The following is a 14,054-nucleotide window of genomic DNA, read 5'->3' as shown; positions in this document are numbered from 1 at the left end:
CGATGCGCCCACTACAACGGATACACGCATGGAACAAAACGAAGTGATTCTGGGCGTTGACACGCATCTGGATACGCATGTCGGGGCCGTAATTAGCGACACAGGCAGGCTTCTTGGAACGCTATCGGTAACGACCGACACGGCAGGATATTTCGATCTGCTGACATGGGCGAATTCGTTTAGCCCTTTACGCCGCGCCGGGGTTGAAGGGACCGGCACCTACGGAGCGGGATTGGCCCGCTTGCTTCGCGATCATGAGATCGAGGTGCTTGAAGTCAATCGTCCCGATCGCGCCATGCGCCGATCCAAAGGGAAGTCCGATCCCACCGATGCTGAAAACGCCGCGCGTGCAGTCCTTGCCGGAAGGGCTACGGCTATCCCCAAGGAACAGTCTGGCGCCGCTGAGGCGATGCGCGCCGTCTCCGTTGCGAGGCGCAGTGCAGTGAAGGCCAAGACGCAGGCTACCCGACAAAAAAAGCCCGCTGTACAAGCGGGCAAACCAACTACTCAGAGACGGCCCCTTCCCGAGGCCGTGCAAATTTAGCGCGATTTCCCGAAGCGATGCATCAGAAAGTTGTTTCGCCTCGTGTCACCCAGATCAGTATCGATCTTGCCCGAAGATGTCCATCGCCAACGCAGGTCGCAACTCTTGCCCGACAGGCGTTGCGTCGCAGATGCGTGGCACTGTCAAACCGATCGGACGCGGCAAGCAACACGGCAGATCGCGGCAGACTTGCGAGACGTATCTCTCTGTCCTTCTTCCCTCAATAAACGCGCTCACATATCCGCTAATCGGAAAACCGACATCCGAGATGTCGATGGAAGGTGATGGCAAAGCATCCGGCAAACCGGTAGTGCACTTCCAACACACCCCTTGTCCGGTGGCAAGAAGTCGCGCGGCTACGGAGCAGCATGGTTGGGTGAATCGGCCGCTTTCACAGTCAGTCTCTGCAAGTCCAGGCAGCGCGCGTCAACGCTTGTCAACCGTCATCGAATCCATGGTGTTCAGGATGCGCATGCGGGACGTGCGTGTTCATTCATCATGACGCCGGCAACCCGACTGGCGAAAGCCAGGAGTCACGCGTGAATGCCCGGATCCTAAGCGCGATCTGTTATTCGGAAACCAGCGCCGCAAGCTGTTTATCCTTCGGCAGGCGAAGAACCCAACGCGAGCCACCGCAACACAGACAGAAAGTGTCCGGCCCTTTCAGAGCTCGGCATAATTTCCGGTCGATCCGCCGTTTCGCGATGTTTTCACAGCAAAGTCGTTCAACATTTCTTGTGGAATTCTGCCGCCTGGACCCCCTCGATTTCTGCGGTTTGGTTTTGCCAATACCCTCGGGCTCAATTATTTCAAACGATGTCAGGAAGCCCATCGTCACAACGCATCGTGTACCTTCTCAACATGGATCGCCCCCGATGTGGGGTCGCAAAATCCCAGTGACCTTCATCATGTCGAGATCGTTCGCGTCCCGTTTGATAGTTGTTGAGATATTTATGTTGGAGGGTACTGCAATGATGCTTGTCATGGATATCGCGTACCACATTGAACGAAACATTCCGTCAAATTCCGACACGGATTCAGCGCCCGGAACCAATACGATGATTAACGCCATGCTTGCAAGAATTTGGAGGCGATTGCGAAGCTTCGTGCCGTCGGGAGTTGTCGACGCAACGGCGGAAGCCGTAGGCCGCGTCGAGGGAGTGGGATGTGATTCGTCGAATTGGTATTTCCGGCATGCGAGGGCCCGCGAACATTCGAAGACACGCGTCCATGGGGCGAAGTCAGCGTCGGTTAATGCAGATCAGGCAAAGCTCCGATGACAATTTGCGAATCGATTTCGCAAACATTACTGGGTGAATGACTGGAACGCCGCCGTATGTTTAAAAATCCGGCTTGTTAACATGGCAGGAAGAGTCTGGCTCTTATTCTGCTGGCAGGCTACCCAAACGCATCGCGATAGTCATGTCCGCCCTCTTTGACCGGACCAACAGCAGACAAACAGGCAGAACAATTGAGTTTAACCACTGGCCCGCTCGCGGGCGTCAAGCTGCTCGAACTCGGCACACTGATCGCAGGTCCGTTTGCGGCGCGTTTCATGGGCGAGTTCGGCGCGGACGTCATCAAGATCGAAGACCCGAAGGGCGGCGATCCGCTGCGCAAGTGGCGCAAGCTCTATCCGGAAGTGGGCGGCACGTCGCTGTGGTGGGCCGTGCAGGCACGCAACAAGAAGTCGGTGACGGTCAATCTGAAAGCCGAAGAAGGCAAGGAAATCGTCCGGCGTCTCGCGAAGGAAGCCGACATCGTCATCGAGAATTTCCGCCCCGGGATGCTCGAAAAGCTCGGCCTCGGATATGACGTGCTGTCCGCGAAAAATCCCGGTCTCGTGATGGTGCGCCTTTCCGGCTACGGCCAGACAGGCCCGTATCGTGACCGTCCGGGATTCGGCGCGATCGCCGAATCGATGGGTGGGTTGCGGCATATCACCGGCTATCCTGACCTGCCGCCGCCGCGCATCGGCATTTCAATTGGTGACTCTATCGCGGCGCTGCACGGCGTGATCGGCGCACTGATGGCGCTGCATCACAAACAGGTGAACGGCGGCAAGGGGCAGGTCGTCGACGTCGCGCTGTATGAGGCCGTCTTCAACATGATGGAGAGCGTTGTGCCTGAGTACGGCGTGTACGGCATGGTGCGCGAGCGTACCGGCGCGTCGCTGCCTGGTATCGTGCCGTCGAATACGTATCCGTGCCTCGACGGCAGCATTGTGATCGGCGGCAATAGCGATCCGATCTTCAAGCGCCTGATGATCGCGATCGACCGCGAGGATCTCGCGAATGATCCTGGCCTCGCGCAGAACGATGGTCGCGTGCCACGCACGCTCGAGATCGACGCCGCAATCGCGACGTGGCTCGCGACCCGCACGATCGACGAGGCGCTCGCCGTGCTGAACGCGGCGGATGTACCGGTCGGCCGCATCTACAGCGTCGCCGACATATTCACCGATCCACAGTATCTCGCCCGTCAGATGATCCAGCGCTTCAAGTGGCAGGATGACGTTGAGATCACGCTGCCCGGCGTCACGCCGAAGCTCTCGGAAACACCCGGCGAAACGCGCTGGCTCGGCCCGGAGCTGGGTGAACATACCGATGAAGTTCTTCATTCGCTTGGTTACGACTGCGACCGCATCGCGTGGCTTCGGTCAAACAGCATTGTTTAAAGTCACGCGGCGCCGCGAACCACGCCGGCCCACATCAGAACAGGCTCAACTGAAGTAACGCAAACAGGAGAATCCGGCAAGTCGACGCAGAGCGTCTCCAACCGGCCAGGCGGCCCTTGCGCCTCCGACCTTGGCGCCCTATTCCGTCCGATTCGCCCAACGTGGACCTGAAACGACGAACGTCGCGATTGCCGGGAATCCGTTCTACTACTTGCGAATGCGTTGGCCACGCATAGTGAGATCTCCAGGCATAGGTGCAGGAACACTGCCGCTCAAACCGGAAGGCTTCCCGCCGTGTCGATGCCGAGTCAGCAACAACAGGCTTTACATCACCCTGCCAAAGTTACTGAAGGTCCACGTCCGGTTAAACGCAATCTACAGGCGAGCCGGATTTCAGGAGCCCGTTTCTACGGTCGATGCCCGTTCATGTGCTTCACAAATCTTGGTCCAGGTGAATCCTCATATCAGTCGGTTTGGGCGGCCCTGGCAACAGAAGATCGCGAGTCGACGCGAGAAGGTGCCCTTGGCGTTTCAGTCTCACGGGAGCAGCGCATTGTCATGTGCCATCAACATGGCACGCATTTCCGGCCACATTCCATAATAGTGAACGACAAAACTGTCCGGTCGTCGCAACATCCATGGCGTATTGATAGACACCAGATCCGTGATCGCCTGTTCATCAAGAAGCAGCGCACGTTCCATGGCCCTGATGAAGTAAAACTGATCTCCGTTGCTGGCGTAGACTGACGACTTGTCGGCAAGGACAGTGATATCGGCCATCAGTCGACGCAACATCTCCCTGTTTTGTGCGGTACTTCGAAACCCCATTACGCCGGAATTGAATTTCCACCCGCCCACATCGTGCGCAAGCAGGTAATCCTTGTTCTTGAGCATCGGCTCCAGCCTGCGCTGCAAGTCGGTAACGAGTACATCCGCATCCAGCCAGAACACCCAGTCGTGGTGCTGCATGTATCCGTCAAGCAATCACGGTTTGATCCAGTTGCCACTCGCGCTCACGCCAATTTCGGATGGGACTTCCCGGTGCATGTACAGGGTGTACCCGTGTAGTTCGCAATAGCGCCGGAGATTGTGTTCCGCGATACGTCCGTAGGAAGCAATGTTAGGGGTATAAAGCGTCGTCAGCGCGATCGCGTGGCCTGGATTGTAAACACTTCGCTCGGCGGTCTCCATACTGTCATATTCGGTGAATCGAAACCGCGGCAATCCAGCCGCCGAGCGCTGATTAATGTGTTCGACAAGGATATCCCGGTAGCGGGCGGACACGTCTTTTCTCCGGGGAAAATCTGCCGCATCATCGATACTGATCGAAAACGTTGGCGTACGATTCCAGACGGGATCGAAATTGCTGGCGGCAGAACCGACAGCGCAGACCCCATTGATCGGTTCAGACGAGTGTGAAGACTCGAGATCTGCAAACAGATCAGCCTCCGAAGCAAGGGGGGCCGCATCTACCCTGCACAGGTCAACGATGCGGCAAATAATATCCCGGACAGCCACCGTATTTCTCCAGATCTGGACATCGACCTGGGGAAATGCATGTGTAGCTGTTCGCACGAGAAGATAGTCGCGGGCGGCCATCAATTTATCGAGTGGAAGCGGCTCGAGGATGGCTGCATCCTCGCTTAGCAGCAAGATCAGTGTTCCCTCGTCAGCGGCTCGCAGCGTGCCCAGCAATGCTTCGCATTTGTAGAATAACCGCAGCTGGAAACTGTAAGGCATGCCGGTCGCGTCGACATCGATGTGACGATAGCCTTGGAGCCGGGCATACCGACGGTGATTCACAAGGCTCGGAGGCGCCTGGCGACAGAAGTGACTTATTACGATCATGGCGCGATGTCAGTCAGACTGCCTTTGAACACGTTCTCGGATGCTCGTCATGTCCCATAGCCCCAGGCAACGATCAGACTGTGGCACAGTGCCGATCTCAGGTCCATATGAAATGTTTTCGTTGCTGCCCTCGACCAGTAGCGCTAGCGGGGCATCCAGTTCGTAAGGCGGCATTTCCAGATTGATGGGGGTCCATTGCCCCGTCACGATATTCATATTTCGCGGATAGCTGCGGTACACAAAGGTCGTCGTCAATAGATAGCGAGCCTGAGTTTTTGCGAAGGTGGCGAGAGCCCGAAGCACGTCCGCATGGGAAAAATGGAACAGACAATCCCGGCAGAAGATAAGCGAGGTATCAGGCAGCGGGTCGTTAAGCAGATTAAGATGCATAAAGTGGCGTCCCGGTGCGCCGTACACGGCCTGATTTCTGGTCACCAGATCGGGCACGATATCGGCCCCGACATACTCGATTCCACCTAGATCCACGTGCCGCATCCAGTTAAAATCGCCACATGGGATGTCCAGCATTGAAGTCACCCCAAAGCGACGCAACAGGCCTGGTAACTCCCTGATGATCCGCTCCGTATTCCTGAATTCCGATCCCCAACCTGAAACGCTCTCAGTAGAATGCCATCCCTGCTCGCGATATATCGTCTGAAATATGTCTGCGACGTTGTTCTCTTCCATTGGGCTGATTCCTGCCATAAAGAGGTTGCATTACCTCGTTCATACGAACCAGGTGTCACGGATCGCCGTAATGGCGCCAGTTGGAAGTGGTGTCGAACGCGGATTCGAACGGCCTCAAGAATGCGGGTTTTTACTGGATTTTGCAACGGCGGTTTCGCCGTTTTCAGGCATCGGTTTAGGCTTGCGGAAGCTCTCGCCCTCGATGGCAATGCGGTAGGCACCATGGCGCAGTCGATCGAGCGTCGCGGCGCCGAGAACCCTGTTGTCGGGGAAGGCATCGCCCCATCCGCTGAGATCGAGATTGGATGTCAGGATGGTGGCTGCCCGCTCATACCTGGCCGCCACCAGGTCGTGGAAGTCTTCGTCGTGTGGCGCGCGCAGGGGTTTGAGCGCGAAGTCGTCAACGATCAGCAGCGGCACCCGCGCGAACTGCTGGAACTTGCGCTCGTAGAGGCCCGTGGCGCGGGCCGCATGCAGTTTCTTGATCAGATCGGTTTGCGTGACGAACAGCCCGTCGCGCCTCCGACGCGCAGCGCAGTGACCCAGCGCCTGGGCAATGTGGGACTTGCCGACACCGGTTTGACCGACCATCAGGATTGCCACCTTCTCGTCGATGTAACGACCGGTGGCGAGATCGTGGATGTGCGCGCGGTTGAGCTTCGGCAGCCGGTCGAAGTTGAAGGTCTCCAGTGTCTTGCCTAGCCCGAAGCCGGCACGCACGAGACGCGCGCCGAGCTTCTTCTGGTCCCGCCGCGCGACTTCATCATGCAGGAGCATCGCGAGGAATTCGGTGTAGGCGAGCTGTCCATCGATTGCCTGCCGATTGCGCTGCTCGAGCGAGTCCGGTACACCAGACAGGCGCAGTTGCTTGAGGATCGTATTCAGTTCGGGACTGGGGTTCATGATGTTCAATGCAGGAGAAGGGAGTGGAGGTCACGACCGAAGCGGCCGCCGTTCAGATAGGTGTCGGCAGGCGCCGTTGACGTTTGCGCTGCTGCTGCGGCGGGCTGGCTGTCCAGTCCCTTGTCGAGGATGGTCTTGACGGTGCGGTACTTCGGGCTCGCGAATGCAAGCGCACGCTCGCACGCGGCGTCCAGTCGCTGATCGCCGAACTTCTCGCGCATACGGACGATGCCCTGCGCGCCACGCAGGTTCACCAGCACCGTGTCGTTGAACATCGCGAGAACCAGCGCGTGACAGGGTGGCCCGATCTCCTTGGCACGAGCCAGGCACCACTGCGGATCGTGTTCGAGCCACGCCTGCGCCGCCGGCGGCTGGTGGTCACGCACTGTGTGGCGATCACCTGCCTTGCGCAGTCGTGGATGGGTTGCAGTGAGTTCGTGCTGATGGAACAGCTGTACGACCGTATCAGTCGATTTGAGCCAGAGGCTCTTGCCAACCAGCGTGAACGGCACGGAGTACAGCGCCTTCCTGTAGACGACGTGTCCGTCCGTATGCACCTTGACCTCGCTCCATACAGCCAGCACCGGCGCAACGTCAGGCAGCGCCGTGAGCAGTGGCTTCTCGATGGCAAAGCGCGCCAGCGGCTGCTCGCGTGTCGTGCCATGTTCGCGCGTGCTGGCCTGCTGTATGATCCATTCGCGCAACTGCCGGTTGGCATCGGTCAGATCGCGAAACGTGCGCAGTGGCACAAAGGATTTCTTGACATACTTGACGCCCGACTCAACGATGCCCTTCTTCTGCGGGTCGTGCGGCGGACATGCGTCGATCCGGAAGCCGTAGCCCTCAGCGAGCGCGGCTTACGAACGCTGGACCTCCGGGCTGTACATGCAGGCTCTGGTGATCGCACACTTCGCGTTGTCGATGATGATGCGGCCCGGGCAGCCGCCAAGCCACTCGAAGGCGCGACGGTGGCAGGCCAGCCATGTCTCGACAGTCTGGTCGAGCACAAGCTCGACATACTGGTGCCGCGACCAGCAGAGGGTCATGACGAAGAACCACGTCTTGATCTGCGCGCCCGATTCATGTGCCAGTACCGGCCCGGCGCCGAAGTCAACCTGTGCGGCCTCCGCTGGTGCAAACTCAAGGATCGTTGTGGCCGGCACGCCGCGTTCGGCCCTCAGGCCCAGCAGGATACGGCGCACCGCCGAGTAGCTGCCGGTGTAGCCATGGTTGCGTTTCAGCGCGTGGTGAATCGTTGTGCCCTGAACACCGGCGTCATGCCAGTCACGGATCTGCTCACGAAACGGCTCAAGCGTGGACACGCTCGTGCTCGGCAAGTGTGGAGTGCGGCCATCATCGTCCCCTGTCACGACGCAAGCAGGCCATAGACCAGGTCATCGTACGTGGCAATCAACGTCTGATTGGTAGACAGATACGGATCAATTCTCTTCCGCTGCAGCTCGATATATTCCTGCCATCTTCTATCGTGATTCTTTATGGCGTCCAGGAGCCGCTCGGCGCCCTGCGCGACGTCGTTCCCGTTATAGAAGTACCCAATATCTGCGCAAAGACGCGCATTGTGAATCAGCGGGTATCCGTTCCAGCAGACATCGAAGTAAAAGTAGTTCAATGCGAGTCCCCATTGATGGGACACAACGATGTCTGTGTGCTGCGCAAGAAACGCAGGTGTATCGAAGCGCCCGGGAAAGCTCGCTTTTTTGTCCTTGACGATGTCGAGCTCCTGAACAATGCCAACGAACTCCGGACTATGTTGAACCAGATGGGAAGTGTTCGTCACATGCAGGAATTCGATCTTTGACGGCATAGCCCGGTAGGCGCTATCGACAATCAGCATCGGATAAAGGCAAAATTTCAGAACGTCGTGATTGGGCTCCATGATCGACAGCCTCTTCGCCGACCTGCCAGGCCTGTATTCGCCAGCGTGCTCGTATTGTCGCGATCGTTCCATCAGGCACATCGGGTCCCATACAAACGGCACCTCACGGGCCGGCTGGCGCCGGAGCGTCTTGAAGTAGTGAAAGCTGGATTCAACGACCTGCGGTATCACCCAGATCTCATCGTATTGCTGGTTAATGAAAGGCGCGCTCCCGAAGCCGCGATTGAAAATAATGGCCTCGATGTACTGCACGTATTCCGGCCCGCAACAGTAACTGACGATCTTTGTACCTCGCTGCTTGAGGTACGCAGTCTGTTCGGCGCTGAGCTGGCCACCAAGCTCGAGGAGAATGTCCAGATGATCCTTGGCATCCTCAAACGTGCAAACAGGGTATTCTTCAATATCCCATTGCAGGCTGGAAGTGAGCTTTACAGCGGTCGTGTTGACGAGCACCACCTGATGGCCTCGCGGGGAGTTCTTGAAAAGCCTGGCAAGATACAGGGCATTCTGCTTTATCCCGTTTGTCCACAGGCTTTCTGACTCCTCTCGCAGGCCAATCGTGATTCCGATTCTGACCGGCTTTCGTTCTGACCATGCCTCTATCTGACTCGGCTTCATTTTGCTCTCGGCAACTGGCGATCAACGTATACATCCCCTGATCCCATACTCTTGATGATTGACCCACTCACGTTGGCCCGGTGACCGGGCCGTCGCGTGGCCCGGCGCTGCGTCGAAACTCTCAATTGCGGCGGGGAACCCAATCGTATTTAACCTGACGACGGATGATGAGGCACGATGGTTTCGTATCAATCAACGTCACTGTTTCCCTTGGGTGGGTTGGGGTGGTATAGACCGTTACCAAACCAACCAGCGGCACGGGTTTGTAGCCAGTCAACTGCAAACGTGCAACCTCGTTGCAGGACGACGATGCGCTTGAAATACGCTCGGCCAGCACCGTACACGCTCCCCGTGAGCCGCTGGGTATTGCCGTCAGCGAAAACGCCGCTGAGCTTCGTTCGAATTCCAGCCCTGTCATTGAAAAGAATGGCTGGGTGTCGGGAGTATTGCGGTCCCAGTCCAGCAATACGTCCTGGTGCACCGCATTTTCGACTGCGCGCTCGGAAATTTGGTGGACAGCTTCGTAGCACTGCTTAACGCCAACAGTTTTCGCAGACTTCGCCACCAATGGAACTCCAGCAAGCGACGGGGCGCCCACATCGTCGCCAGCGAGGGCGAGTGCGACATTCGTCCCGAGCATCACCACAAGGAGCAGCATTGCAACGCGATGAAAAATCACCCGTATCGAGGGCCGTGCAGTATCGAGAAATGAACGTTTACTCATATTCTTTCGTTTGTTTATGATCTGGTAAATAACGAGGCAAGTTCTGTCGTGTATTGCCTTACGTTTGCATCCGATAGCGGGTCCAGGGTTGCGAGAAAGCTATTTGCCGCTGCCCTGTAGTCGGAAAGACGGGAATCATGTTCCGAGAATGCCTGTCTCAGTGCCAGCGCGCCTTCGGCGCAATCGAACTCGGGATAGTAGTATCCGCAGCCATTGATAAAACGTGAGTTGTGAATGAGCGGATAGCCACCGTACAGCGCTTCGTAGTACAGGTAGTTCTGGCCGTTCTCCCAATGGTGTGCGACGATCGCGTCCGCCTGGCGCGACATGATCTCGTAAATGGCAAAACGTGCCTCAAACGTTGCAATTCCGTGCTGGACGAGATCCAGGCTTCGGCAGAATTTCACAAAGTTCGCATCGGCCTTCAGCTGCAGGCTGTTGAATACCCGCAGATACTCGAACGACTCCGGTTCCTGCCGATAGGCAAGATCGGCGATAAGCATCGGCAGCTGGCTCGCCTTCACCATACAGACGTTTGGCTCAAGCACGGCAAGACGCCATTGCGATCTCCCGGGGACATAGCCAAAACTTTCTGACGCCCCGCTCGATCTGAGTGATCGCTCCAGCAACGCCGGGCTCCAGAGATGTTGCATCGTGCGAACCGGCGCCCGCAATGCAACCTCGTAGTAACTCGCGCATGTGTGCTCAAATGCAGGCAGCGTCCAGACGACATCGTACGGTGTACCCGACACCAGCATGCCTTGTGGCAGATTAAACGTCATCCTCTCGACATCAATAACGTAGTCGTTGGCGACCCTCATGCCAACGACCCGACCGCCCCGGGCACGAAATTCAATCGTCCAACCCGCATTCAACTGGGCACTCAACTCGATAACTACATCGAGAGTTTCAAGAGCGCTCTGCATATCAATCACCGGCGCCGGCGCAAGCGCAAGAAACTCACTTGACTCCTCTACCGAGCCGTCACCGCCATTCACCAGATACGCCGTCTCTACCAGAGGGGAGCGCTTGAGCAGTTCAATCAGGAAAAAACTGTTCTGAAAGATGCCGTTTTCCCACAACGACTGCCGCCCCTTTCGGAGGAACAACGTTACCCCGACCTTTAACCGGTCCGGCCTGCTCATGCTTTTCTCCAGGACGAGCTCCGAGCACGCAGATCCAGGAGCCTGCGAGCGTATCGGGTCTGGTTGTCCAGCGAAAATGGGGAAAGCTTACGGATAAAGGTCATACTTTTGCTTCGATACGAATCTAGGTTACGCGCGTGACTGTTGTACGCCTCGACAAGTCTGCCCGCGCCGTCGTCAATGTTAAATCCCTCATAGCGGTATCCGACGTCGCCGAGCCAGACCGAGTTGTGAATAAGGGGATACCCGCCATACAACACATCAAGATAAAGATAGTTCTGCGCGTTCTGCCATTGATGGGACACCACAGCGTTCGCGTACTGGCTCATGTAACCCACGAAATCGTGTCGCTGCTCGAACCGGACCTTACCCTGTTTGACCATGTCCAGCGAGTTTGCCAGATGCACAAAAGTCGGATGATCCTTCATCTTGATGGTATTCATCAGATGTAACTCTGTAACCGAATCCGGGGCGTGCCGAAAGGCTTCATCACATATCAGCATAGGAATCACAGAGGCCTTCGCTACCGAAATGTTTGGCTCGAAAACGGCCACCTTCAAACCTCGCGGCGGGAAATCGCCGACGGGACTTGAGGGATAACCAAAGACAAAGCCGTGTTCCCGCACTTCCACCGCTCGTCGGTCCACAAATTCTGGACTCCACAGATATGGCACGATGAATACCGGGCACCGATGAAGTGCCTCAAGCATCGGCTTGAACGAGACATACTGTTCAAGCAGCCAGATTTCGTCACAACGATCAGCCCGTGAGAAGAAACCACTTGTTCCGAACATAACGGGCTCCACAAGCGCCGCGTAAGGCTGCCCGCAACAATGGAAGACAACTTTCTTACCAAGCGCGCGGATGTGATCGACCCATTCAACGTCGAACCCACCCGCCAGTTCAATCGCTACGTCGATCAGGTGCGTCGCATCGCCCTGCGAGACGACACGAACGTCGAGACCATCCAGCGCGACCTCCCGAGGCAAGATTCTCTGGTCGCCACAATCGATCAGGACGACATCCTTAACGAGCGGCAGCGAGTTAAGCAAGCGCACCAGATGGATGACGTTCTGCCCCAGTCCGTTTTCCCAGATACTTTGCCCTGCATGAGTCAGGACGGATATTCCAACTTTCATATTTTGCTGCCCCAAAGACATAAGTGACAGATGCCACGCCCGGTTCCACGCCGTCGAGCGCGTCCCACGTCGTCATGTCTTGCGATATGGCGACAAGCGGGCCTTTGTTCAGACACCCACCGGTCAGGGTTACCATTGATACGCCGCCCCCAACCCGTAGGTACGGCTAGGACCGGTAAGGCTTATGCCTCCCTTGATCTTTACATCCTTGTATACCCGGGCAGTAAATCCGATCGCGGCCGCCTGGTATCCCTGATACGACCCCGTGCCGATGCCAACGGAAAGCACCTTGCCAGGGTCAACTTCAGGGATCATGGCGAGCGCCGCAATCGAGGCAATACCCGAGTATGAGTTGTGCGCGAGACTATTAACGCTGCTTTGCACACCCTGCAATTGCGACATGTTCACCGCATCAGTCGGATTGATACCGGCTGCGACGTTGGTAATGCGCCGCTCGCTGCCCGGATTACCGACCGACACCGTGTCCGGCTCGTCGGCCACCGAGTTCGCGCCCAGCGCCACCGAATTCGTCGCCGTCGCCGTTGCCCCCGCTCCCAGCGCCACCGAGTTTGATCCCGATGCCAGCGAGTTTGCGCCCACCGCGGTGGCCGGGTCCGCCGTCGCCTGCGCCTGGTAGCCGATCGCCACCGACCCAGAGTAGGTCGCCAGCGCCCGGTAACCGACCGCTGTCGTATTTTCGTCCGCCGCGGTCGCATAGGCACCGTACGCGGTCGCCCCCGTCGCGTTCACAGTCCGCGTGGCACCATTCACCCCGCTGATACTGCCCGCGTTCGCGCACAGACCCGTGGCCGTGGTGTCCATGCCGTTGGCCACCGTGCAACCGGCCGCCGTGATCGAGCTCACCGCGGTCGCGTCGTGGGTGCCGCCCTGCGTCTGCACCACACCACCCGTGCCGCCGCCGATGGTCGTCGGCAGGATCGTCGCACCCTGATCCTGCGCGGCATTCGCTGCCGCTGCAACCGGTGCGAACGCGATCATGCCGGTCGACAGGGTGCTGACACTGGTTGACAGCGTACTCACGCTCGTCGAGAGTGAGGACACGTTGTTATTGGTTGTGCTCAGGCCGGTCTGCACCACGTTCAGGCCAGAGGACAGTGCCGCCACATTGCTGTTGGTCGTATCCAGCGAGGTGGAGAGGGATCCCACGTTGGTGTTCAGGGCGGTCGAAAGGTCCGCCACGCTGCTGTTGGTTGTACTCAGGCTGGTCGACAGTGAATCCACCCTGCCCGAGAGGACAAACACCGTGCTATTGGTGCCAAACAGACTGGTCGAGAGCGAAGCGACATTGCTGTTGGTCGTGAACAGGCCCGTCGACAGCGAGCCGATGCTGCTGCTGTACGTACCCACCGTCGTCGACAGCGAAGCCACGTTGCTGTTGTTCGTGTTCAGGCCGGTCGACAGTGATCCGATACTGCTGCTGTATGTACCCACCGTCGTTGACAGCGATGCCACACTGCTCGTGTTCTCGCCTACCGTCGTTGACAGCGAAGCCACGTTACTGTTGTTCGTGTTCAGACCCGTCGACAGTGATCCGATACTGCTACTGTACGTACCAACAGTCGTTGACAGCGACGCCACGTTGCTGTTGTTCGTGTTAAGTCCCGTTGACAGCGAACCGATGCTGCTGCTGTACGTACCCACCGTCGTCGACAGCGACGCCACGTTGCTGTTGTTCGTGTTCAGGCCGGTCGACAGTGATCCGATACTGCTGCTGTACGTACCCACCGTCGTTGACAGCGACGCCACGTTGCTGTTGTTCGTGTTAAGTCCCGTTGACAGCGAACCGATGCTGCTGCTGTACGTACCCACCGTCGTCGACAGCGACGCCACGTTGCTGTTGTTCGTGTTCAG

The 14,054-nt window shown here is 57.6% G+C and carries 11 protein-coding genes and 1 pseudogene; 2 read left to right on the top strand and 10 right to left on the bottom strand.

Annotation, left to right across the window (positions count from 1 at the left end; all coding sequences use genetic code 11):
* Window positions 1–28: 28 nt before the first annotated feature.
* Entirely contained in the window at window positions 29–544 is a 516-nt protein-coding gene (locus tag M0D66_RS36720; protein ID WP_266212814.1) for a transposase, read from the top strand.
* Between the two features lie 1,471 nt (window positions 545–2,015).
* Entirely contained in the window at window positions 2,016–3,221 is a 1,206-nt protein-coding gene (locus M0D66_RS36715; RefSeq protein WP_266212813.1) for a CaiB/BaiF CoA-transferase family protein, read from the top strand.
* Window positions 3,222–3,758: 537 nt separating this feature from the next.
* On the opposite strand, the gene M0D66_RS36710 is transcribed toward M0D66_RS36715, so the two are convergent.
* The 10 genes and pseudogenes from M0D66_RS36710 to M0D66_RS36665 all read right to left on the bottom strand — a co-directional run.
* Window positions 3,759–4,190: a hypothetical protein gene (locus tag M0D66_RS36710; RefSeq protein ID WP_266212812.1), complete on the bottom strand. Its 432-nt coding sequence runs from the start codon at window positions 4,188–4,190 to the stop codon at window positions 3,759–3,761.
* 15 nt (window positions 4,191–4,205) lie between these two features.
* Entirely contained in the window at window positions 4,206–4,961 is a 756-nt protein-coding gene (locus tag M0D66_RS36705; RefSeq protein ID WP_266212811.1) for a hypothetical protein, read from the bottom strand.
* A 117-nt stretch (window positions 4,962–5,078) separates the two neighbouring features.
* Window positions 5,079–5,756 (bottom strand): class I SAM-dependent methyltransferase, encoded by a 678-nt coding sequence (locus M0D66_RS36700; protein WP_266212810.1) that lies wholly within the window; start codon window positions 5,754–5,756, stop codon window positions 5,079–5,081.
* 114 nt (window positions 5,757–5,870) lie between these two features.
* Window positions 5,871–6,659 carry an IS21-like element helper ATPase IstB gene (gene istB, locus M0D66_RS36695; protein WP_266212808.1) on the bottom strand — a complete coding sequence of 263 codons (789 nt, stop codon included), beginning with the start codon at window positions 6,657–6,659 and terminating at the stop codon, window positions 5,871–5,873.
* Between the two features lie 5 nt (window positions 6,660–6,664).
* Window positions 6,665–7,996: pseudogene (gene istA, locus M0D66_RS36690) on the bottom strand (IS21 family transposase); the annotation flags it as partial.
* A gap of 29 nt (window positions 7,997–8,025) precedes the next feature.
* Window positions 8,026–9,174: a DUF2827 domain-containing protein gene (locus M0D66_RS36685; protein ID WP_266212807.1), complete on the bottom strand. Its 1,149-nt coding sequence runs from the start codon at window positions 9,172–9,174 to the stop codon at window positions 8,026–8,028.
* Window positions 9,175–9,295: 121 nt separating this feature from the next.
* Complete coding sequence (locus M0D66_RS36680; protein ID WP_266212806.1) at window positions 9,296–9,898, bottom strand: hypothetical protein; 603 nt, start codon at window positions 9,896–9,898, stop codon at window positions 9,296–9,298.
* Between the two features lie 14 nt (window positions 9,899–9,912).
* Entirely contained in the window at window positions 9,913–11,043 is a 1,131-nt protein-coding gene (locus tag M0D66_RS36675) for a DUF2827 domain-containing protein (RefSeq protein WP_266212805.1), read from the bottom strand.
* Entirely contained in the window at window positions 11,040–12,182 is a 1,143-nt protein-coding gene (locus tag M0D66_RS36670) for a DUF2827 domain-containing protein (protein WP_266212804.1), read from the bottom strand. Before M0D66_RS36670 ends, M0D66_RS36675 begins: the two co-directional genes overlap by 4 nt.
* A 129-nt stretch (window positions 12,183–12,311) precedes the next feature.
* Window positions 12,312–14,054, bottom strand: a 1,743-nt coding sequence (locus M0D66_RS36665) for a YadA-like family protein (protein WP_266212803.1), incomplete at its 5' end; no start/stop codon positions are given.

This window comes from Paraburkholderia sp. SECH2 (genome assembly GCF_030464795.1).
Taxonomy (GTDB): Bacteria; Pseudomonadota; Gammaproteobacteria; order Burkholderiales; family Burkholderiaceae; genus Paraburkholderia; species Paraburkholderia aspalathi.
This window is presented reverse-complemented; position numbering and strand designations above follow the sequence as displayed.

Bases quoted from the DNA above. Each gene is read 5' to 3' on its own strand.
- M0D66_RS36680 (WP_266212806.1), bottom strand. From the start codon at position 9,898: ATGAGTAAACGTTCATTTCTCGATACTGCACGGCCCTCGATACGGGTG.
- M0D66_RS36710 (WP_266212812.1), bottom strand. From the start codon at position 4,190: ATGCAGCACCACGACTGGGTGTTCTGGCTGGATGCGGATGTACTCGTT.
- M0D66_RS36675 (WP_266212805.1), bottom strand. From the start codon at position 11,043: ATGAGCAGGCCGGACCGGTTAAAGGTCGGGGTAACGTTGTTCCTCCGA.
- istB (WP_266212808.1), bottom strand. From the start codon at position 6,659: ATGAACCCCAGTCCCGAACTGAATACGATCCTCAAGCAACTGCGCCTG.
- M0D66_RS36705 (WP_266212811.1), bottom strand. From the start codon at position 4,961: ATGCCTTACAGTTTCCAGCTGCGGTTATTCTACAAATGCGAAGCATTG.
- M0D66_RS36700 (WP_266212810.1), bottom strand. From the start codon at position 5,756: ATGGAAGAGAACAACGTCGCAGACATATTTCAGACGATATATCGCGAG.
- M0D66_RS36720 (WP_266212814.1), top strand. From the start codon at position 29: ATGGAACAAAACGAAGTGATTCTGGGCGTTGACACGCATCTGGATACG.
- M0D66_RS36670 (WP_266212804.1), bottom strand. From the start codon at position 12,182: ATGAAAGTTGGAATATCCGTCCTGACTCATGCAGGGCAAAGTATCTGG.
- M0D66_RS36685 (WP_266212807.1), bottom strand. From the start codon at position 9,174: ATGAAGCCGAGTCAGATAGAGGCATGGTCAGAACGAAAGCCGGTCAGA.